The sequence below is a fragment of the Catenuloplanes sp. NPDC051500 genome (assembly GCF_044454585.1).
GTDB lineage: Bacteria > Actinomycetota > Actinomycetes > Mycobacteriales > Micromonosporaceae > Catenuloplanes.
The window spans coordinates 133,859-154,671 of sequence record NZ_JBITDX010000016.1 but is presented as its reverse complement, the minus strand read 5'-3'; the positions used below and the strand labels follow the sequence as shown (position 1 = coordinate 154,671).

The following is a 20,813-nucleotide window of genomic DNA, read 5'->3' as shown; positions in this document are numbered from 1 at the left end:
AGACTCAGTCCTTGATCGTGCAGACCACTCCGCCGGCCGCGACAGTCCCGCCGACGGTGGCCGTCATGTCAGTGATGGTGCCTGATTTGTGGGCGTTGAGCGGCTGCTCCATCTTCATCGCTTCAAGCACCACAATCAGGTCGCCCTCCGACACGGTGTCGCCCTCGTTCGCCACGATCTTGACGATCGTGCCCTGCATCGGCGACACCAGCGCGTCCCCACCGGCGGCCGTCGCGGCGCCCCGTCCCCCGGTGCGGCGGGTGGACGAACGGCTGTTCCGGGCGCCACCGTCGCCCGAGGCGCCGAGCCCGCCGGGGGAGCCGAATCCACCGGAAGCACCGAGCCCGCCGGGCAGGCTGACCTCCAGCCGTTTGCCGCCCACCTCGACCACGATCGTCTCGCGCGGCGTCTCCGCCTCCGCGGCCCCGCCGCCGGTGAACGCGGGCACCTCACCTGACCACTCGGTCTCGATCCATCGGGTGTGGACGGTGAACGGCTCGGCGGTGAACGCGGGATCGCGGACCACCAGCCTGTGGAACGGCAGCGCCGTCGCCATCCCCTCGACGATCATCTCGTCGAGCGCGCGCCGGGCCCGTTCCAGCGCCTCGGCCCGGGTCTCGCCGACGATGATCACCTTGGCCAGCAGCGAGTCGAAGGCGCCGCCGACCACTGTTCCCGACGAGATTCCGGCGTCCACCCGGACACCCGGGCCGGCCGGCAGGACCAGCGTGGTGACGGTGCCGGGCGCGGGCAGGAAGCCGCGGCCCGGGTCCTCACCGTTGATCCGGAACTCTATGGCGTGGCCGCGCGGGACCGGGTCCGCGGTGAAGCGCAGCCGCTCGCCGTCAGCGATCCGGAACTGCTCGCGCACCAGGTCGATGCCGGACGTCTCCTCGGTCACCGGGTGCTCGACCTGGAGGCGCGTGTTGACCTCAAGGAACGAGACCGTGCCGTCCTGGCCGACCAGGTATTCAACAGTGCCCGCGCCGTGGTAGCCGGCCTCGCGGCAGATCGCCTTGGCGGACTCGTGGATCTGGGTGCGCTGCGCGTCGGTGAGGAACGGTGCCGGCGCCTCCTCGACGAGTTTCTGGTGGCGGCGCTGCAGCGAGCAGTCCCGGGTGCCGACCACGACGACGTTCCCGTGCGTGTCCGCGAGGACCTGCGCCTCGACGTGCCGCGGCTGGTCCAGGTACCGCTCGACGAAGCACTCGCCCCGGCCGAACGCGGCGATCGCCTCCCGGGTGGCGGACTCGAACAGCGCCGGGATCTCCTCCCGGGTGCGGGCGACCTTGAGTCCGCGCCCGCCGCCGCCGAACGCCGCCTTGATCGCGACCGGCAGCCCGTGCTCGTCGGCGAACGCGATGACCTCGTCCGGCCCGGCGACCGGATCGGGGGTGCCGGGCACGAGCGGCGCGCCGGCCCGCTGTGCGAGGTGCCGGGCGGTGACCTTGTCGCCGAGGTCGCGGATCGCCTGCGGGGTCGGGCCGATCCAGGTGAGGCCCGCGTCGAGCACCGCCTGGGCGAAGTCCGCGTTCTCGGACAGGAACCCGTATCCGGGGTGTACCGCGTCCGCGCCGGACCGCGCCGCCTGGTCCAGCAGCTTGCCGATGTGCAGGTAGGTGTCCGCCGGGGTGTCGCCGCCGAGCGCGTAGGCCTCGTCCGCCAGCCGGGCGTGCGGCGCGTCCCGGTCGGAGTCCGCGTAGACCGCGACGCTTGCCAGGCCCGCGTCCCGGCAGGCGCGGACGACCCGGACGGCGATCTCGCCGCGATTGGCGATCAGAACCTTTCGCACGGCACGCTCCTGCTCACCCCGCCGGTAAGTTACTGACCGGGAGTTTAGCGTCCACGGGATCGATCCTGTGGACTAGTCAAACTTGTTTATTACGCTTCTTGGTGTGTCTACCACCCGCCTGATGATCCTCGGCCTGGTCCGCTGGGCCCAGCCCGTCCACGGGTACGACGTCCGCCGCGAGCTTCTCAGCTGGAGCGCCGACCGATGGGCGAACGTGCAGCCCGGCTCGATCTACCACGCGCTTCGCAAGCTGACCGAGGAAGGCCTGCTCCGCGAGGTGGCGACGGAGCAGGTCGGCGCGCGGCCGGCCCGCACCACCTACGAGATCACGCCGAAGGGCGAGGAGGAGTTCCAGGGCCTGCTGCGCGGTGCCTGGTGGTCGGTGGAGGGCTCGGTCGACCCGTTCTTCGCCGCGTTCTCCTTCCTGCCCGCGCTGCCCCGCGACGAGGCGGCCGCCGCGCTGCGCAACCGGGCCCGGATGCTGCGCGCGAACACCGAGAGCCTGCAGGCCGCGATGGACTCCGGCTGGATGAGCGAGACCTCCGGCAAGCCACCGCACGTGGCCTGGATGTGGCAGTTGCAGATGGCCCGCGCGGAGGGGGAGATCGCCTGGTGCGAGCGGATCGCGGCGCTTGTGGAGAGTGGCAGCAGCTATCTGCCGGCGTCCATGCCGTGGCCGGAGGGATGGCAGGGGTTCGCCGAGGACATTGAGTAATAATCAAGCTTGATTAGCCAAGCTATATCGCGTTAGCCTGAGCGCGCGCCCGACCGGGGCGCGCGCTCGTACCGATGCTGCTTGGGGGAGTTGAGCGGGGACATGATCGAGACAAAGGGCTTGCGGAAGTCGTTCCGCAGCCGCCGGGGAACTGTGGACGCCGTGCGCGGCGTCGACCTCTACGTGGAGGCCGGCGAGATCTACGGCTTCCTGGGCCCGAACGGGGCCGGCAAGACCACGATGCTGCGCATGCTTGCCACGCTGATCACGCCGGACGGGGGACAGGCGACGATCGCCGGCGCGGACCTGATCAAGTCTCCGGGCGACGTCCGCAGGCGGATCGGATACGTGGCCCAGGGCGGCAGCACGAGCGACGGCAGCATCGCCCGCCAGGAGCTGGTGCTCCAGTCCCGGTTCTACGGCGTCGGCAAGGCCGAGTCCCGCCGCCGCGCCGACGCTGCGGTCGACGCGTTCCAGCTGGGCGAGTTCGCCGACCGGACCTGCGGGACCTACTCCGGCGGTCAGCGCCGCCGGGTCGACATCGCGCTCGGCATCATCCACCAGCCCCGGGTGGTGTTCCTCGACGAGCCGACCACCGGCCTCGACCCGCAGAGCCGCGTGCACATGTGGGACGAGATCCGCCGGCTCCGCGACCAGGGCATGACCGTGTTCGTCACCACGCACTACCTCGACGAGGCCGACGCGCTCTGCGACCGGATCTCCATCATGGACCACGGCATGCTCGTCGCCGAGGGCACGCCCGCGGAGCTGAAGCGCGAGATCGCCGGTGACGTGATCACCGTGGGCGTCGGCGGTGCCACCGAGGAGGCGGCCAAGCTGCTGACCGGTGCCCCCTACGTGACGCGGCTTGAGGAGACCGGCGACGGCCTGCGCCTCTACGTCGACGCGGGCGGCACCGCCATCCCGCAGATCATGCGCGCGCTGGACGGCGCCGGTCTCCCGCTCGGCACGATCGAGCTGCACCGGCCCAGCCTCGACGACGTGTTCCTGGAGAAGACCGGCCGATCGCTGCGGGAGAGCTGACAATGAAATTTTTCCGGGACATCTGGCTCGTCTTCCAGAACCAGCTCCGCATGCTGCTCCGCCAGCCGGTGTGGATCTTCATCAACCTGTTCCAGCCGCTCATGTTCCTGCTGCTCTTCGCGCCGCTGCTCAAGCCCGCGCTGTCCGGCGGCGGCACGATAAGCGACGCCGAGGTCTACCGCACCTTCGTGCCCGGCCTGCTCGTCATGCTTGCCATCTTCGGCGGGCTCTTCCAGGGCTTCGGCCTCATCTCCGAGCTGCGCGCCGGCGTGATCGAGCGGTCCCGGGTCACGCCGGTCAGCCGCACCGCGCTGCTGCTCGGCCGGTCCCTGCAGGACGTGGTGAGCCTGCTGGTCCAAGCCGTGATCATCACGTTGCTGGCGATGCCGTTCGGACTCCGCGTGGAGATCGGCGACCTGCTCCTGGCGTACCTCATGCTGGCTCTGATCGCCCTGATGACGTCCGCGCTCTCCTACGGCGTGGCGCTGCTGCTCAAGAGCGAGGACGCGCTGGCCCCGGTGATGAACACGCTGTCCCAGCCGCTGCTGCTGCTCTCCGGCATCCTGCTGCCGCTCACGTTCGCTCCGGTCTGGCTGCAACGCGTCGCCGACTGGAACCCGTTCTCCTGGGCCGTCGACGGCACCCGCGCGCTCTTCGCCGGCGATCCCGGCGCGCCCGAGGTCTGGCAAGGCCTGGTGATTACGCTGGTCCTGGCCGTGGCCGCCACGGTGTGGGCCGCGCGGATGTTCGCCCGCAGCATCCGCTGACCTCCTCGTACCGTGGTCCGGTGCCCCGACTCGTGCGTGACCGGACCACCTGGCTCCTCTACGTCCAGCTCGGCCTCTGGGGTTTCTTCCTCTACGGCTTCGGCCCGGTGGTGCCCCTGCTCCGCGACGAGCAGGGCACCACCGCCGCCGTGGCCGGCCTGCACAGCACCGCGCTCGCGGTCGGCGGCCTGCTCGGTGGCGCGCTCATCCCACAGCTCACCCGTCGCCTCGGCCGTCCCCGCACCATGTGGCTGGCGCTCGGCGGCCTCGCCCTCGCCACCGCAATGCTTGTCTCGTCGACCTCGCTGCCCGCCACGCTCACCGCCGCCGCCCTGGCCTCCACCGCCGGCTGGACCGCGGTCAGCTGCGCCGTAAGCGAACTCACCTCGCACCACGGCCCGGTCGCCCCCACCGCGATCACCGAGGCGAACGCGGCCGCGGTCGGTTTCGGCATGCTCGCCCCGCTGCTCATCGGCCTGAGCACCCGCCTCTGGGACACGTGGCGCCCCGGCTTCGCCACCCTGATCCTGCTGATCGCGGCAACCGCCACAGTCACGGGGGTACGCCGCCGGCCTCGCACCCCATCCCGTCACGTCCCCGACCCGGGAGCCGGCACGTCGCCCGGATCGCCGGCATCGCCAGGTCCAGCGGTCCCGTCCGGGTATGCCGTGCCGGTCGGCCCGGTGGCGTCGCCCGGGAGCGGCGGATCACCGGGCTCCGGTGTGGGCGGCGAGGCGAAGGGACCACTGCCCCGGGCGTACTGGATGGCCTGGTCGCTGCTCGGCGTCACCGGGTCGATCGAGGTGTGCCTGTCGCTGTGGGCCGCCGACGTGCTGCGCGACCACGCCGGCATGTCACCCGGCGGCGCCTCCGCCACCGTCGCCGCGATCGTCGGCGGCATGCTCGCCGGCCGGCTGGCGGGCGCCCGGATCGCGCTTCGCGTACGGCCGGTCCCGCTGCTGCTCGCCGCCCTCGGCGTCTCCGCGGCCGGTCTCGTGCTGTTCTGGAGCTCCCCGGTCGGCTGGCTCGCCGCCGCTGGCCTGATCGTGCTCGGCCTCGGCAACGCCATGCACTACCCGCTTGTCATCTCGCTCGCCATGGCCGGTGCCCCCGGCCGGTCCGACCGGGCGGCCGCCACCGCCAGCTACTCGGTCGCGATCGGCTTCGGCGCCGCCCCGCTGCTGCTCGGCTGGGTCGCTGACCAGACCGGCCCGCACCTCGCCTTTCTCCTGCTGCCCGCGCTGATCCTGGCCGCGGTGCTGATAGTGATCCGCCTGGGACGGACACTTCCGGAGCCCGTGACCTGATCGCCCTCCGCCCATCTGGCGCGCTCTCGGCGTACCCATGTGCGGTCGTGGGTTGATGTGTTCCGGTCAGCGGCGGCGGGCCAGGGTGATGCCGTCGGCCAGGGGCAGGAGCACGGCCTCGACGCGGTCGTCGGCGGCCACGATGTCGTTGAAGGCGGCGATCGCGCGGTCGGCCTCGTTGCGGGGCTCCAGCACGTAGCCGTGGCGGAGAACGTTGTCGACGATCAGGAGGCCGCCGGGACGCATGCGTGGGACCAACTCGGCCCAGTAGGCCGGGTAGCCGACCTTGTCCGCGTCGATGAAGACCAGGTCGAGGTGGGGTTCGGCCGGGAGCGTGCGCAGATTCTCCGCGGCCGGGCCGATGCGCAACTCGATCTGCTTGTCGACGCCGGCGCGCTCCCAGTAGCGGCGCGCCACAGACGTGTACTCCTCGGAGATGTCGAAGCAGATCAGCCGCCCGTCCGCCGGGAGGCCGCGCGCGATCGACAGCGACGACAGGCCGGTGAACGTGCCCACCTCCACCGCGGTGCGCGCCCCCACAAGCTTCGTCAGCAGCGTCAACAGGCTCGCCTGCTCCGGCGACACCTGCATGGTCACCTCGCCCGGGCCGAGCGCCTCGTGCGTCTCCCGGACCAGGTCACGGGAGATATCGTCGAGCGGCAGGCTGTGCGTGAGCGCGTATTCGTACAACTCGGGCGAATGTGGCAGTGTTTTGAACTCCATGCCGCCCACGCTAGAACGTATCGACGCCGGGCGCGCCTCTCAGGCCCCGTTCGGGGCGGTCCAGAAGTCGGTGATCGAGTAGCCCAGCTGCGCGAACAGGCGGCGGAGCATCGGCAGGGAGAGCCCCACCACGGTCCCGTGATCGCCCTCGATCCGCTCCACGAACGCGCCACCAAGCCCGTCGATCGTGAACGACCCGGCGACCTGGAGCGGCTCACCCGTACCCACGTAGGTCGTGATCTCCTCATCGGACAGGTCCGCGAAGTGCACCACGGTCGCCGCGACGCCCTCGGCCTCCCGCTCACCGAAAACGTCGACCAGGCTGTGACCTGTGTAAAGAGTCCCGCTGCGCCCGCGCATCGCCCGCCACCGGCGCACCGCGTCATCCGCGTCGTCCGGCTTGCCGAGGATCTCCCCGCCGAACGCCAACACCGAGTCACACCCCAGCACAAGCGTTCCCGGCTCGGTGCCCGGCAGCGTCGCATCCTCCGTCTGACGTACCCGATCCGCGACCGCCGCAGCCTTCAGCCGCGCCAGCACCAGGCACAACGCGTCCGCACTGACCGCCTCCACCGCCGACTCGTCCACCCCGCTCACGATCACCTCAGGATCGATCCCGGCGGCACGGAGGAGGGAACGGCGGGCGGGGCTCGCGGAGCCCAGCACCAGGCGGGGCCGGTTCTCGGTCAACACGGATCCATACGCTACCGGTAGTCGTCACCGCCCCCACGGACCGGGCGGGTCAGGCATAAATCGGGCAAAAGTTAAACCGGGCCGTAACGGAGCGGAATCAGACTCGCAAGATTCGCTTCGTACCGTGCTGAAGTCGGGAGGGGCTAAGTCGCCACCACCCGCCGGCCGCTGCCGGGCGCCTGGTTCAGGTCCTCGTCGAGCAGCGCCGCTTGATGTCCCGTGCTGTGGCCGTGGTGGTCGCCCGGGGTTCGCGATTCGCGGGTCCCGGGCGCAGCCGCCTTTTCGTTGGCCGTGCTTCTGTCAGCCGTATTTCTGTCAGCCGTATTTCTGTCAGGTGTCGGCGTCGCTGTGGACGCCGGGCTCGTTTCTGCGGTGTTGGCCACGCAGGCGAAAGACCAGGAGCGCGACGACCAGGGCCACGCCCAGCAGGCTGGCGACCACTGCCACCAGAATGACGGCGACCTGGCCCATGGTGTTCGGCTCCTGCGGCGGAGGATTCGGCGTGTCGCTCCCGGCCGGCTCCGCCGAAGATCCCAGCGGGGGTACGTCAGCGGTCAGCGCCGCCACTGGATCCACAATTCCGAAGCCATATTCGGGGTCGCGCCCAGGTGCCCCTTTGTCAACGGCCGTGGCCGTCATCCGGTGCACCACCTCGGCCGCCGAAAGCCCCGGATACCGACTCCACACCAAAGCCGCCACCCCAGAAACAATCGCCGCAGACCCCGACGTGCCAGTCCCGGACTGATATTTCTGACCGATCCAAGTGCTTATTAAATCGACGCCCGGGGCCGTGAGTGACAGTTTGTCTCCGGTAATAGATACGTCGGCTATTCCGCCGTTCTTGTCCGTGGCGCCTACGGCGATTACGCCGTCTAGGTAGGCCGGGAAAGCGATGATGTTTTGGGTCGGTTTATTCCCGGGGCTTGCCACGATGATGATACCTGCTGCTAATGCCTCTTCTACGGCTCTCCGGATTTCGGCATTCGGTCCGCCGCTGTTGGATAGGTTAATAACCTTGGCGCCATGCGTGACTGCCCATCTGATGCCCTTGGCAATATTGTCGGTACTTCCTTTCCCTTCCGAATCGAAAACCCTTATGGGTAGGATCTTGGCGTCCGGAGCAATTCCGGCCGCACTCTGTGTGCTGGCTCGCCCAGCGATGAGGCCCGCAATCGCTGTTCCATGTCCTTGTTCATCCTTTTGGCCATTTGATCCATCGCCGGGAAGGAAGGACGTACCTGGCAGAATGGCATCTGCAAGGTCGTGGTGTATCTCGACTCCTGAGTCGATCACCGCGACCGTGACTCCGCGGCCCGTTGCGATTTTTTGCGCTTCGTCTGCATTGAGATAGGTTAGGTGCCATTGTTGTGCGCCTCGAACTGCCTGTGGCTGAATTTGTGGTACTGCGACGAGGGTGAGCGCAATGGCGATGTGCGCTGCGCGTTTCCTCATGATTCTAGGCCGATGGCCGGACCCGGATCGATCTTGGCTGCTGGTGGATCGGTACGGATAACGGGCACCACTCCCGATTCTGCATTCCAAGGACTGTCGGCATCGCTGCCATCTTTCTTCGTAGGCCTGCCTGGCTGTGCTGCGTGCGCGGGGAAGCCGATTGGGCCGCTCGGAGTCGCTCCGGTAATGGCATTGCTAGATGCGCCGCGGATCGCGTTGACGTTGGATACTGCGCGGTTTTTCGGGGGGATGCCAAGGATTGGACCGATGTGGCCATCGTTTGAGTTTTGTGGGGCTGAGCTGAATCCATTCCCGCGTTCCGGCCGCTTGCCAATAATTGTGGGGTTTGGTACTAGGGGGTGAGGCGTGGCGGTGTCGATCGCGATTATGGGCGATCCATCAATGCCGGCCGGGCTGCTGGCGGAAACATTTTGTCCAGTCGTTCCCGCAAGAATTGGATTGACATGCTCTGTTTCAGGTCCCGGATTAGGAACTTCCGCCGGAAGTTCAATATTGACTGAGTGTGCCGGCGATGGGATCGTTGAACTTATGGCTGGAATCGAGGGAGGTCGAATGCCGGGATTGGATGGTGCGAAATCCAATCCTGACTCGTTTTACTTGGGTGGCACCTGAAGTGCTGCCGTTGCCTCAATTAGTTCCTGGCTGGTTCGGTACATCACGGCCTGTGCCAGTCGTGTCAACTCCCGCTGTCGTGCGTCCACGTCCGGCGCGCTCATCGCTATTGCCGCTCCGCCTCGGTATCCCGTGCCGCCTACCGTCTGCCGGTGGGCTTCCTCGGCTGCGATGTTCGCGGCGTATTCGGCCTGGAGGGGGTGGAGGGTGTTCTGTGCGTCGGTGACCACGCTCATCGCGGCGGAGTAGGCCGCGTAGTTGGCCACGCTGGCGTCGAGGGTGCGTTGGGCGTTGTCGATGTCGGCGTCGAAGCGTGCCAGGTAGATCGCGGCGGCGGGGCTGTGGTCGGGGTTCCAGGCGGCGGCCAGGTTCTCGCGGTAGGTGAGCATCCGGGCGATGTGCTGGGAGAGGAGTTCTGCGGTGCGGCGCCAGCCCGCGAGATGTGCGGCGTAGGCGTCCGGCGTGTGGCCGGCCACGGCGGCCCAGATCTCGGGCACGTTCTTCGCGTGCCACGGCGTTCCTGACCAGTCCGGTTGTCCGTTGTCGAGCGCCATGGTCACAGCACCACCTGGTCGTCGGAGGCGTCGGTGCGGGTGCCGGCGCCGCTGGCCTCGAGTGCTTCGAGCACGTCGCGGGTCTGTGCGAGTGAGAAGGCGTCGGCGTCCGCGTAGCGGGAGCTGACGTCGGCGGCGGCGTTGCTGAGGCGGGTGCCGCCCTCGATGTACCAGTAGACGTTGTCGGTGGCGGCCTCCGAGGCGGTCTTGTGCGCCGTCAGGAAGTGCAGCAGCTCGTCGAACCCGGGCACCGGGTGTTCCGACTCCATGTCCGCGATCACCCGGGTCGCGTACGGCGTGTAGTTCTGCTGGATCTCGTCGATCAAGCTGTGGGCGAACTGGGACATCGCCTCGATGTCGGCGTCGATGCGGCCGTAGTCGTGCAGCCAGGCCGGTCCCTGATCGTCCGCGGGTATCCCCATGAGTCCCTCCCAGCGCCGCCCGCCCCAGGGATCGAGGTTAGCCAATCGAGGCTCACTCTTGGGGGCGTCGGCAATTTGTCCGGAGGATGCGATTTCTCACATGGGATCGTTACTGATGGCTCATCTAGGCAATGCGGAGTGTTGCCACGACGGGGTGAAGCCGGGACGGGCGGAGCGGGCCCACGTCGACTCCGGGGCGGCGGCCGGGGGAGCGGATATCCGTGCCACCGCGCGTAACGCGCCCACCAGCGCCGCGATCTCCTCCGCCGTGGGCGTACCCCGGAGGATGGTGAGGTCTGGGGCACGGTCGCCGGAGTGCATTAGGCCAGACTAAGGCCAGATGCCTTGATAACAAACTGATGTACGTCTTCCTCGACGCGGGTCAATTGGTGTGATGAGGGGCGGTGCGGGTACGTTCCTCTGGATGTCTGAGCCCGAACTTATCGCCTCCCGGTACCGGCTGCTCCGGCCGCTCGGTCAGGGCGGCATGGGCCGGGTCTGGCTGGCGCGTGACGAGGTGCTGCACCGGGACGTCGCGATCAAGGAACTCGTTCCGCCGCCCGGTCTGACCATGGATGAACGCCGCGAGATGCGGGAGCGCTCCCTGCGGGAGGCCCGCGCGATCGCCCGGCTCAACAACATCAACGTCGTGCGCGTCTTCGACGTGCTGCGTACGGACGGTGACCCCTGGATCGTCATGGAGTACGTGGCGTCCAGCTCGCTCCAGGACATTCTCTCCTCGGCCGGTCCGGTGCCGCCCACGCGCGGCATCGAGATAGGGCTGGGGATGCTCAACGCGCTCCGCGCCGCGCACCGCGCCGGGGTCGTGCACCGGGACGTGAAGCCGGGCAACGTGCTGATCGGCGAGGACGGCCGGGTCGTGCTCACCGACTTCGGCCTTGCCACCGTGCCCGGTGATCCGAACGTGACGCGTACCGGCCTGGTGCTGGGCTCTCCGGCCTACATCGCGCCGGAGCGCGCCCGGGACGGGACTGCAGGCCCGCAGGCGGACCTCTGGTCGCTCGGCGCCACGCTCTACGCCGCCGTGGAGGGCCAGTCGCCGTACGCGCGCCCGTCCGCGATCGGCACGCTCGCCGCGCTCGCCACCGAGCCGCCGCCTGCCGCACGCAACGCCGGGCCGCTGCGCCCGGTGCTGACCGGCCTGTTGCGCAAGGACCCGACTGAGCGTCTCTCGGCCGAGGAGGCCGAGCGGATGCTGATGCGCGCCGCCGGCCGGAAGTCGCGCGCCCCGCTGAACCTGTGGCAGACGCCACGCCGGGTGCCCGGCGCACCCGGCACCCGTCAGTCGGACACCCAGTCGACGCCGGCCGTGCCCGCGCCACGCCCGCCGCTGACGCCAGGCCAGCGGACCTCGATCGCGCCCGCGACCGGCTCGCACCCGCCGATCTTCTCCAAGGGCCGTGCCGCCGCGGCGGAGAACAAGGCGGAGAAGAAGAAGCCGCTTGACGCGACGCGTCTGGACGGCACGCCCGTCGCGGACCGGGATGCGACCACGCGGATCGACCCGCGCGCGCTCGCGGAGACGCCGCAGCAGGACACCACCACCCGGATCACCGGCGGTCACCTGCTCGGCGGCCGGGACGCGACCGCCCGCATCGACCTGCCGCCGAGCCGTCCGAAGGGCTCGGGAGCTGCGGGAACGCCGCTTGCGGCAACCCCGGGCGCCGACGCTTCGGGCAGCGGTTCACAATCAATGACATCCGGTGGTGCGCCTCGGGCGACCTCGCCGGACGAGACCACCGTCGTGCCGCCCGCTGTCCCGGGCGCCGACGCATCGAGGCCGGGCTCCTCCAAGCCGGGCTCCGCCGAGCCGGACGCGGCCGACCCGGGTGCAGCCGGAGTCGCCTCGTCCGGCTCGGCCACCTCCCCGAGCACGGGCACCAGGGACAACCCCAGGACCAATCTTCCGGGTACGGGTCCGGGCGCGACCGGTTCGTTCCCGGTGATCAGCGGCCTCGGCGCCGTGACCTCCGGCACTGCCATCGAGCCCGCCCCGGCACCCCGGCCCGCCCCGGACACGCCTACCGACGCGGACGCCCAGACCGTCACGGACGCCCCGGCCACCACGGATGCCCCGGCCACCACCGACGGCGATGCCACCACGGTCGTCCGGAGCGCGACGGCCGAGGCCGAGACCCCGGCGGAGCCCGAGGCGGCGACCGGCGGTGAGCAGGCCGCGGCCGAGACCGGCGACGTCGAGACGCCGGCGGCCCAGGAGGCCGACTCCTCCGGCGAGGACATCGACGGCACCACTGTGATCGCCCCGGCCACCCCGGTCGCGGGCGCCACCCGTACCCCCGATGCCTCTGATGGCTCTGAGAAGCTCGACGGCAGCGACTGGGCGCGCGACGCGTGGGCGCGCACGTCCCCCGACGAGTCCGACGCCACCGCGGTGGTGCCGCAGACCCCGGGCAACCGGGCCGCGAAGCCCGGTGGACGCAAGGCGCTTGGCGCGCCGCTGGCCCGGTTCGCCAGGTCCGCGCCGCGTGAGGACGACTACGAGGACCGCACCCAGGTGGTCGCGCCGGCGGCCAGCGGTGGGTACGACGACTACGACACGCCCAAGCCGAGGTCGAAGGGCGCGTCGGACCCGCGCATATGGCTGGTGGCGCTGCTGGTGATCGCTGTGGTCGTGGCCGCATTCCTGATCGTGCCAAGGCTGCTCGGCGACGACGGGAACGAGCAGGCGGCGCCCGGCCCGACGCCGTCGCAGTCCGCCTCGCCGAGCAGCGCGCCGCTGCCGCGCCCGAGCGGCACGCCGGGCCCGGGTGTGCCGGCGCTGACCATGCCGGCCGGCTGGCACACGTACACCAGTTCGGCGGGCTGGACCGTGCCGGTGCAGGACGACTGGTCGGTGTTCGACGGCGGGACCCACGTCGAGTTCCGGGAGAACGACGGCGGCGGGCGGCTGATGCTGATCACCGCGCTCAGCAACCCCGGGCAGGACGCGAAGGCGGCGATCACCCAGGCGGAGCAGTCGCGCCGCGGGGAGTGGGAGCAGTACAGCCTGCTCCGGCTCGAGAAGGTCGACTACTTCGATAGCGGGGCGGACTGGGAGTTCGCCTACGGGCCCGAGGGCAACTACCGCAACCACGTGCTGATCAGGAACTTTGTCACGACGAAGGACCTCGGCTACCAGATCTACTGGGGTACGCCGGACAACGTGTGGGAAGAGAATCTCGCGCAGTTCAACCTGATCGTGGCGCTGTTCAAGCCGACGAAGGACTGACTTCTCGCATTCTGCATGCGTAGATCTGCCACCTGGCGGGTATCTGCATCGCACGGAGAGAGGAGGACGACGTGGGCTACTACAAGCGGCACTGCACCCGAACCGCAGTCGCGATGTGGACGATCGCCGCCACTGTTCTGACAGTGGCGAGTGCGAGCACCGCATTGCTCATCGCGCTCTCAGCGATCGTCATTGTTTCCGTGGCCGCGGTCGGGTCATGGTTCCTGCTGCACCGCGCGGTGCCGCAGCGGGCGCGCACAGTCGTGCCCGTCGGCGCACGCCGTCAGGCCTGACCGACCCGAGACACTGAAACGGCGACAGCCGGACCGAGGTCCCGCTGTCGCCGTTCGCGTCGGTGTGTGTCAGCTGCCGATGCCGAGGTCCAGGCCCAGGTCCAGGCTCAGCGAGAGCTCCAGGTCCAGGTCGAGGTCCAGATCGGCGTCGCTGTCGTTGCTCCAGCCGTCGTGGTCCCAGTCATCGTTGCTGTCGTTGTCGTCGAGCGCGTTCGCGAGCGCGTCCACGTTGTCGTCGCTGCACTCGTAGTCGTGCGCCCAGAGCCACTTCGCGACGAGCCACTTGAGCTTGTCCTCGTCGTCGGAGGACTGCGAGTAGGAGCCGGCGTGCGCCTGGCCGTGCCCGCTGCCGTGGTGTCCGTGCCCGTGGCCCCCCGCGGTCGCGGCGGTGGCGGTGCCGATTGCGAAACCGGTGAACAGAACGGACCCGGCCGCCATCACGGCGAGGCGGCGAAGCTTGGTGTTACGCATGATTTCGATTCCCCCGTGGGTGTTGACATTGTGTGAGCGTCAGCGCGGTTCCGCGTGGCAACCGGTGACACCCGCCAGGCCCGACTATGCCGTCTGCACTCGCGTCGTTGAGAAGAACGAAGAACATTCGGTGGGTACGCGAGAAGTCCGCACCTTCTTCAGGCGAAGCACGGGGTTGTCTGAGCTAGGCTCGCGAGCTGTGCCGATCGACAGCCTGACCGACCTCGGGGACCAGCTCTTCGGAGCGCAGCCGGACCCGCCATTCCTGCTCGTGTCAATCACCGCCGCGCTCGCCCTGGCCGTGGTGCTGGTGCGCGTCACCTGGCGGGTGGGGCGCAACGCGATCACCATCGCGCACGAGGGCGGGCACGCGCTCGCGGCCGTGCTCACCGGCCGCCGGCTGACCGGAATCAAACTGCACTCGGACACGTCCGGGCTGACGCTCTCGGCGGGCCGCCCGACCGGGCCGGGCATGACGTTCACGCTGCTCGCGGGCTATGTGGCGCCGTCGCTTGTGGGTCTGCTCGGCGCCTGGCTGCTCGGCGGGAACCGGATCACGCTGCTGCTCTGGATCACGGTCGCGCTGCTGCTGGCGATGCTGATCATGATCCGCAACGTGTACGGCATCGTCTCGATCCTGATCACCGGCGCGGTCGTGTTCGGCGTGTCCTGGTACGCGGAGCCGGAGGTCCAGGCCGCGTTCGCGTACACAGGCGTCTGGTTCCTGCTGATCGGCGGCGTGCGCCCGGTCTTCGAGCTGCAGTCGATGCGCAAGTGGGGCCGGATGCCGCAGTCGGACGCGGACCAGCTGCACGGCATCAGCGGCGTCCCGGCCATCTTCTGGGTCGGCGTGTTCCTGGCGGTGAACCTGGCGGCGCTTGTCGGCGGCGTACTGCTCCTGGCCGGTGCCTATCTTCCCGCCATCCCCCTGAACTAGGCGCTGTATCGAAGTGGGATGCCGGGCTGCGGCGAGGCCCAGGCGCCGCCTGGCCGCACGTCGCAAACACCCACATACAACACCGGTATGAGGGCGTCCGCGCCGCGCACCCAGGCGACCCCTGGACCGCGCCTCGCTCCGACCCCCACGTCGATACAGCGCCTAGCAGCGGGCGTGGCGCCGGCACCCTGAACTACCTTCGGGCCCGGCGGTGGCGGGCCCGAAGGAGCTTCTACAGCGGGATGTTGCCGTGCTTCTTCGGCGGCAGCGTCTCGCGTTTGGTCCGCAGCGCGCGCAGCCCGCGGATCAGGTGCGCGCGCGTCTCGGACGGTCTGATCACCGCGTCCACATAGCCGCGCTCGGCCGCCACGTACGGATTCGCAAACGTGTCCTCGTAGTCGGCGACCAGCTCCGCGCGCAGCGCCGCCGGATCGTCCGCGTCGGCCAGCTCGGACCGGTAGAGGATGTTGACCGCGCCCTGTGCGCCCATCACCGCGATCTGTGCGGACGGCCACGCCAGGTTGAGGTCCGCGCCCAGGTGCTTGGAGCCCATCACGTCGTAGGCGCCGCCGTACGCCTTGCGCGTGATCACGGTCAGCTTCGGCACGGTGGCCTCCGCGTACGCGTAGAGCAGCTTCGCGCCGCGCCTGATGATCCCGTCCCACTCCTGGCCGGTGCCGGGCAGGAAGCCGGGCACGTCCACGAGCGTGAGCACCGGCACGTTGAACGCGTCGCAGGTGCGGACGAACCGGGCTGCCTTCTCCGACGCCGCGATGTCGAGGCAGCCGGCCAGGTGCATCGGCTGGTTCGCCACCACGCCGACCGGGCGGCCCTCGACCCGGCCGAAGCCGACCACGATGTTCTGCGCGTAGAGCGGCTGCACCTCAAGGAAGTCATCGACCAGGCGCTCGACGACCTCGCGCATGTCATAGGGCTGATTCGCCGAGTCGGGGATCAGTGAGTCGAGATCGTCGTCGCCGCCGAAGTCGACTGTGGTGTCAAAAATGGGCGGATTGTCCATATTATTGGACGGCAGATAGGAGAGCAGCGCCTTCACATAGTCGATCGCGTCCTCTTCGTCGGACGCCAGATAATGCGCGTTGCCGCTCTTCGTGTTGTGCGCCCGCGCGCCGCCCAACTCCTCCATGCCGACGTCCTCACCGGTCACCGTCTTGATCACGTCCGGCCCGGTGATGAACATGTGCGAGGTCTTGTCGACCATCACTGTGAAGTCGGTGACCGCGGGGGAGTAGACGGCGCCTCCCGCGCACGGGCCCATCACGAGCGAGATCTGCGGGATCACACCTGACGCGCGCACGTTCTTGAAGAAGATCTCGCCGTACAGGCCGAGGCTGACCACACCCTCCTGGATGCGTGCGCCGCCGGAGTCGTTGATGCCGATCACCGGGCAGCCGGTCTTCATCGCCAGATCCATCACCTTGACGATCTTCTCGCCGAACACCTCGCCGAGCGAGCCGCCGAAGACCGTGAAGTCCTGCGCGAACACGCACACCTGGCGGCCGTCGACCGTGCCGTAGCCGGTGACCACGCCGTCGCCGTACGGCCGATTCTCCTGCTGGCCGAAGTTCGTCGAACGATGCCGGGCCAGCGCGTCCAGCTCCACGAACGAACCCTCGTCCAGCAGCAGCGCGATCCGTTCGCGGGCCGTCTTCTTGCCGCGTGCATGTTGCTTCTCGACCGCGCGCGCCGAGCCCGCGTGCACGGTCTCGTCGAGGCGCCGATCCAGGTCGGCCAGCCGGCCCGCGGTGGTGTGCGGATTGACGTCGGTATCGGTCACACCACGGATCGTATGACCAAAGGGAATGAGGTGTGGAGCCGAAACCCGCTCAATCGTTTGGGGGCGTACCGCCGACATCGCCCATTTCGTTACATGTGGCGTGACGATAGGGACCCCGCGGTGACGTATGACGGCGTCGCCCTCATCGCCGGCGGCCTCGCCGCTCTCATCGCGCTCAGCCTGGCAATCCGCGCCGCGACCGGCGCCTCCCGCCGTCGCGCCGAGCTCGACGACTCCCTCGGCTCACTAAGCGATGACGAGCGCATCGAGCTGGCCCGCCGCGCCGCGCAGATCCCGGCCCGTGAGCTGCCGCACCTCGCCGCCGCCGAAGCCGCCCGCCGCGCGAACACCCCACCGCGCCGCCGTGGTGGCGACGTCAACCACCCCCGCGCCGAACAACGGCGCCGCATCACCGCACCCACAATCCTCATCCCGGTGGTCTCCGAGCTCACCCAGCTCCTCCCGGCCATCGGGCGCCGTCCCCAGGGCCGGCACACGGCCTCCCGGCCGAGAACATCCACCCGAAACCAGCAGCGGTACGACGAGACGCCGCCGCCCGCCACCCCGGAGCCCCCGCTGACGACTCCCTCGGATTTCGAGCCCGCCACCGGTTCCGTCGACGGCCGCTGGGGAGAGCGCGAGCAGCGCCCCTACCCGGACGCCGGCAGCTACGGACCCGGTTCCTACGCGGCCGCCGGCTACGGGCCCGAGCCCACCGGCACCGCGCCGCGTCCCGGCGTACCCACCGCCCGGCCCGCGCTTCCGGCCGTGCCCGCACCGCCGGTGCCGCCCTCGGACCTGCGCGTGCCCCGGCGGGTCGAGGCCGGCGACCAGCCGCCGCGTCGCCCGCGCCCCTCGCCGCGTCCCGCCCCCGACGCGGCCACCCTCTCCTACTGGCCGGACGCCGGCCGCGACGACTCCGGCGCGTTCGCCGCCGCTCTGCCGGGCGCACACCCCACCGACCAGGACCAATATCGCGGGTACGACGCGGCTGGCGGATACCCGGCGCCGACTGCGGACCGGGCCGCCGCGACCAGGGCGGGCTGGCCGGCCGGCACGCCGGAACCGGTGGCCTACGAGACCGACCGCCCCTTCGCCGACGGATACGGCGTCTCCCCACGCGGCTACGGGCCGGAGGAGGACGCGGGGCCGGAGGACACTGCCGCGGACGACCACGGCTACGACGACGCGCCCCGTCGCGGCTGGTCCGCCCCCCGCGACGGAGTGGACGACCCCGCGACCGGCCGCTATGGACGGGCGGGCGAGCCCTACCGCGACGAGAACGCCCGGGACTATGCGCACGGCGGCACGCCGCAGGGCCGTGGCGGCTACGACCCCGCCCCGCAGGGCAACACGACGCCGGGTAGCAGCAGCCCTTACGGCGACGACACACCTGGGATGCGCGGCAACGCCCCAGACCCGCGCGGCGAGGGGCCCGGCGCGGGCGGCGACGGCCCCGGCTTGCGTGGCGACGGGCCCGGAGTGCGTGGCGACGGGTCCGGAGTGCGCGGTGACGGGTCCGGCTTGCGCGGTGATGCGGTGGCCGGCTACCGCGAGGCTCCGGGCGAGGGCCACGGTCCGGGCGGTTACGCCGACTACGGCCTCCAGCCCCGCGGCGACGACGGCGGCGTGCGGGAGCACAGCGAGAACACCGGTGATCAGTGGCGGCGTGGTGCGGAAGGCTCCGGTAGCGCGGACGCGGTCACCGCGGTGCGGGCCCCCTCGTTCCGCGGGGCCTGGGACTCGCCGGAAACCCGTGCGGACGACGGACGCCGGGCGGCGGGCGGGTTCGACCCCGCCCATGACCACAACGACTTCGCGGATGCAGCCCGGTGGAACGGCTCCGGCCTCGTGGATGCGGGCCGCCGGAACGGCCCCGATGTTGCGGACCCGGACCGGTGGACCGGCCCCGACGCGGTCCGGCGGAGCAGCGACGGATTCGCGGACCCGAGCCGGTGGACCAGCCCCGACTTCGCGGACGCTGGACGGCGGAGCGCCCCCGGCCTCGTCCACACCGGACACGATGCCGCGACCACGCCTGACCCGCGCGGTGGCCGGGACACCCCTGGCTCCGGCGGCGCCACCGCCTTCACCCCGGACTCGCGTTACGGCACGGCCACCGCGTTCGCGCCGGATTCGCGGTCGATGAGCGCGGCTGCGGTCATGGAGCAACCGGCGCAGCGCGGCTACCTGACCGCAGACCGGAGCCTGACCTCGCGCGACGACCGGATCGGCAGCGCGGCCGAGCAGCGGTTCGCGACGGCAGGTGAGTCGACGCCGAGCCGGGCCTTCCCGGCCGAGCCCGGCCAGGACCGGGCCGCGGTCCGGACCGAGGTCGACCAAGAACGGGCCGTGGTCCGGGAGGCCGGAAACGCCGATGCCGTGGCGAGCCGCCGGTTCACCACACCCGCGGAGTCCGCGGCCGGCCGTGCATTCCTGACCGGAGAGGAGCGGGCTCCGGGTTCGGCGAACGCCGGCATGGCGTGGGACGGCTCCTCGACCTTCCCGGGATTCGCGGCGGCCTCGGACCGGAGGGCTGCGGAGAACACGGCGAACGCCGGTAGCGCGGTGCCAGACTTCGTGCCGGGCCGGCCCGCTGCGGCCCGGGAGTTTCCGGCTGACCGGGAGTTCTCGGCTGACCGGGAGTTTGCGGCCGACCGGGGATACGCGGCGGGTCAGGAACGTCCGGCGGTCCGGGACACGATGAACGCCGACGTCACCGCGGACCACCGGTCGTCGGCGGGGCGCGAGTTCGCGGTCCGCCAGGACTTCCCAGCCGTTCAGGACCGGGGCGCGGCAGCGGCTGATGACGTCTACGGCCGCACGGCAGTCCCGGCCCGCCCGATTCCGGTGGCCGGTTACGACCTCACGCCGAGCCGGGCTCTTCCCGCCGGTCGCGACCAGAACACGCGCGGTACCGCCGGGAACGGCGCCACCATGGGCCGCGACGGCAGAACAGCGTGGAACGGCCCGGCCGGCTGGGGTGGCCCAGACGGCTGGGACAGCTCCACGGTCCAGAACGGCGCGGCAGTTCAGAGCGGGGTAACAGCTCAGAGCGGTCCGGCTGGCCGGGGCGGCATGGCTGGCCAGGGCGGCATGGCTGGCCAGGGCGGTATGGCGGGCCAGATCGACATGGCGGGCCAGAGCAGCCCGCCCGGCCGGCCGGGCGCTGGCGGCAACCGCGGTCAGGTTCCGGGGCAGGCCGGCGCGCGCGACGGCGAGGGGTTCGGCATGCGCCCCACCAACAGCGGCATGCCTCGCGCCGAGCAGCAAGGCCTCGCCCGCACCGGCGGCGGGCAGCAGCCCGGAACCCGCGCCCCGCAGCCCGCCCTCCGCCGCGTCGGCGCCCCCGCCGCACCGCCCGCGGAGGTACCGGCCGCCATGCCCAGCCGGGCCGGCCGCAAGGGCTTCGCGAACCTCGGTGACCTCGCCGAACTGGCGCGGATCGCCGCGCTCGCCGAGCGTTCCGGTTCCCGGGACACCCGCCCGCGCGACATGCAGATCCGGCCCGCCGTCTCGCTGAGCCTGCCCCGCCCGGCCGCCGCCGCGGTGGCCGCGGCCCGGCAGGACCCGCCCGCGCCGACCCCGCGCTCGACGATCTACTCCAGTCGCCACGCGGCCGGCTGAGCGCACCACCTCCAGCCACGCGGCCTGGTCCCGGGTCCGAGCCCTGGGACCAGGCCGCGTGTGGTCTTCCCGCCGGATCCCCGGCGCCGCGGGCGTCGCTGCCCGAGCTGGCGGTAAGCGCCTCCGCCGCCGCCCTTCCTACCCTGACATCCGGCAGGCACCGGCCGGCGTGCCCGGACATCCGGCAGGCACCGGCAGGCGTGCCCGGCAGGCACCGGCCGGCGTGCCAGGCGGGCATCGTCCCGTGTGGCCAGGCAGGCATCGGCCCGTGTGCCCGGCAGGCGCCGTCCCGCGTGCCCGGCAGGGCGCCGGCGCCGCGGACCGGGACAGCGCGG

Annotated in this window: 16 protein-coding genes and 1 pseudogene; 8 read left to right on the top strand and 9 right to left on the bottom strand. The window is 70.7% G+C overall.

What is annotated here, in order from left to right; genetic code table 11:
• Window positions 1-4: 4 nt before the first annotated feature.
• Window positions 5-1,792 carry an acetyl/propionyl/methylcrotonyl-CoA carboxylase subunit alpha gene (locus tag ACIA8K_RS28495; protein WP_396064601.1) on the bottom strand — a complete coding sequence of 596 codons (1,788 nt, stop codon included), beginning with the start codon at window positions 1,790-1,792 and terminating at the stop codon, window positions 5-7.
• A 103-nt stretch (window positions 1,793-1,895) separates the two neighbouring features.
• On the opposite strand from ACIA8K_RS28495, the gene ACIA8K_RS28490 reads away from it, so the two are divergent.
• The 4 genes from ACIA8K_RS28490 (at window position 1,896) to ACIA8K_RS28475 (ending at window position 5,625) form a co-directional block, all read left to right on the top strand.
• Complete coding sequence (locus ACIA8K_RS28490; protein ID WP_396064599.1) at window positions 1,896-2,507, top strand: PadR family transcriptional regulator; 612 nt, start codon at window positions 1,896-1,898, stop codon at window positions 2,505-2,507.
• 102 nt (window positions 2,508-2,609) lie between these two features.
• A complete protein-coding gene (locus ACIA8K_RS28485; protein ID WP_396064597.1) occupies window positions 2,610-3,551 on the top strand; it encodes an ATP-binding cassette domain-containing protein in 942 nt (313 codons plus the stop codon).
• 2 nt (window positions 3,552-3,553) lie between these two features.
• On the top strand, window positions 3,554-4,318 hold the full coding sequence (locus ACIA8K_RS28480; protein ID WP_396064595.1) for an ABC transporter permease: 765 nt from the start codon (window positions 3,554-3,556) through the stop codon (window positions 4,316-4,318).
• Window positions 4,319-4,338: 20 nt separating this feature from the next.
• Window positions 4,339-5,625 (top strand): MFS transporter, encoded by a 1,287-nt coding sequence (locus tag ACIA8K_RS28475; protein ID WP_396064592.1) that lies wholly within the window; start codon window positions 4,339-4,341, stop codon window positions 5,623-5,625.
• Window positions 5,626-5,691: 66 nt separating this feature from the next.
• Here the strand turns inward: ACIA8K_RS28475 and ACIA8K_RS28470 are convergent, their stop codons facing one another.
• The 6 genes from ACIA8K_RS28470 to ACIA8K_RS28445 all read right to left on the bottom strand — a co-directional run bounded on the left by ACIA8K_RS28470 (window position 5,692) and on the right by ACIA8K_RS28445 (window position 10,423).
• Window positions 5,692-6,348, bottom strand: coding sequence for an O-methyltransferase (locus ACIA8K_RS28470; RefSeq protein ID WP_396064589.1), 657 nt, complete (start codon window positions 6,346-6,348; stop codon window positions 5,692-5,694).
• 39 nt (window positions 6,349-6,387) lie between these two features.
• Window positions 6,388-7,041, bottom strand: coding sequence for a Maf family protein (locus ACIA8K_RS28465; RefSeq protein ID WP_396064587.1), 654 nt, complete (start codon window positions 7,039-7,041; stop codon window positions 6,388-6,390).
• 330 nt (window positions 7,042-7,371) lie between these two features.
• Complete coding sequence (gene mycP, locus ACIA8K_RS28460; RefSeq protein ID WP_396064585.1) at window positions 7,372-8,493, bottom strand: type VII secretion-associated serine protease mycosin; 1,122 nt, start codon at window positions 8,491-8,493, stop codon at window positions 7,372-7,374.
• Between the two features lie 614 nt (window positions 8,494-9,107).
• Window positions 9,108-9,686, bottom strand: a complete 579-nt coding sequence (locus ACIA8K_RS28455) for a hypothetical protein (protein WP_396064583.1) — start codon at window positions 9,684-9,686, stop codon at window positions 9,108-9,110.
• Complete coding sequence (locus ACIA8K_RS28450) at window positions 9,683-10,102, bottom strand: hypothetical protein (protein ID WP_396064581.1); 420 nt, start codon at window positions 10,100-10,102, stop codon at window positions 9,683-9,685. The genes ACIA8K_RS28455 and ACIA8K_RS28450 overlap by 4 nt, the downstream gene beginning before the upstream one ends.
• 120 nt (window positions 10,103-10,222) lie before the next feature.
• Window positions 10,223-10,423 carry an acyl-CoA carboxylase subunit epsilon gene (locus ACIA8K_RS28445; protein WP_396064579.1) on the bottom strand — a complete coding sequence of 67 codons (201 nt, stop codon included), beginning with the start codon at window positions 10,421-10,423 and terminating at the stop codon, window positions 10,223-10,225.
• A gap of 103 nt (window positions 10,424-10,526) precedes the next feature.
• Here ACIA8K_RS28445 and ACIA8K_RS28440 point away from each other — a divergent pair.
• A pseudogene (locus tag ACIA8K_RS28440) lies at window positions 10,527-11,340 on the top strand (serine/threonine-protein kinase); the annotation flags it as partial.
• Between the two features lie 2,083 nt (window positions 11,341-13,423).
• Entirely contained in the window at window positions 13,424-13,645 is a 222-nt protein-coding gene (locus ACIA8K_RS28435) for a hypothetical protein (protein ID WP_396064577.1), read from the top strand.
• Window positions 13,646-13,714: 69 nt separating this feature from the next.
• On the opposite strand, the gene ACIA8K_RS28430 is transcribed toward ACIA8K_RS28435, so the two are convergent.
• Window positions 13,715-14,116, bottom strand: coding sequence for a hypothetical protein (locus tag ACIA8K_RS28430; RefSeq protein ID WP_396064575.1), 402 nt, complete (start codon window positions 14,114-14,116; stop codon window positions 13,715-13,717).
• 199 nt (window positions 14,117-14,315) lie between these two features.
• On the opposite strand from ACIA8K_RS28430, the gene ACIA8K_RS28425 reads away from it, so the two are divergent.
• On the top strand, window positions 14,316-15,053 hold the full coding sequence (locus tag ACIA8K_RS28425; RefSeq protein ID WP_396064573.1) for a M50 family metallopeptidase: 738 nt from the start codon (window positions 14,316-14,318) through the stop codon (window positions 15,051-15,053).
• Between the two features lie 232 nt (window positions 15,054-15,285).
• Here ACIA8K_RS28425 and ACIA8K_RS28420 read toward each other — a convergent pair whose 3' ends face one another.
• Window positions 15,286-16,851, bottom strand: a complete 1,566-nt coding sequence (locus ACIA8K_RS28420; protein WP_396064571.1) for an acyl-CoA carboxylase subunit beta — start codon at window positions 16,849-16,851, stop codon at window positions 15,286-15,288.
• Between the two features lie 120 nt (window positions 16,852-16,971).
• On the opposite strand from ACIA8K_RS28420, the gene ACIA8K_RS28415 reads away from it, so the two are divergent.
• On the top strand, window positions 16,972-20,478 hold the full coding sequence (locus ACIA8K_RS28415; RefSeq protein WP_396064569.1) for a hypothetical protein: 3,507 nt from the start codon (window positions 16,972-16,974) through the stop codon (window positions 20,476-20,478).
• The last annotated feature ends 335 nt before the right edge of the window (window positions 20,479-20,813 follow it).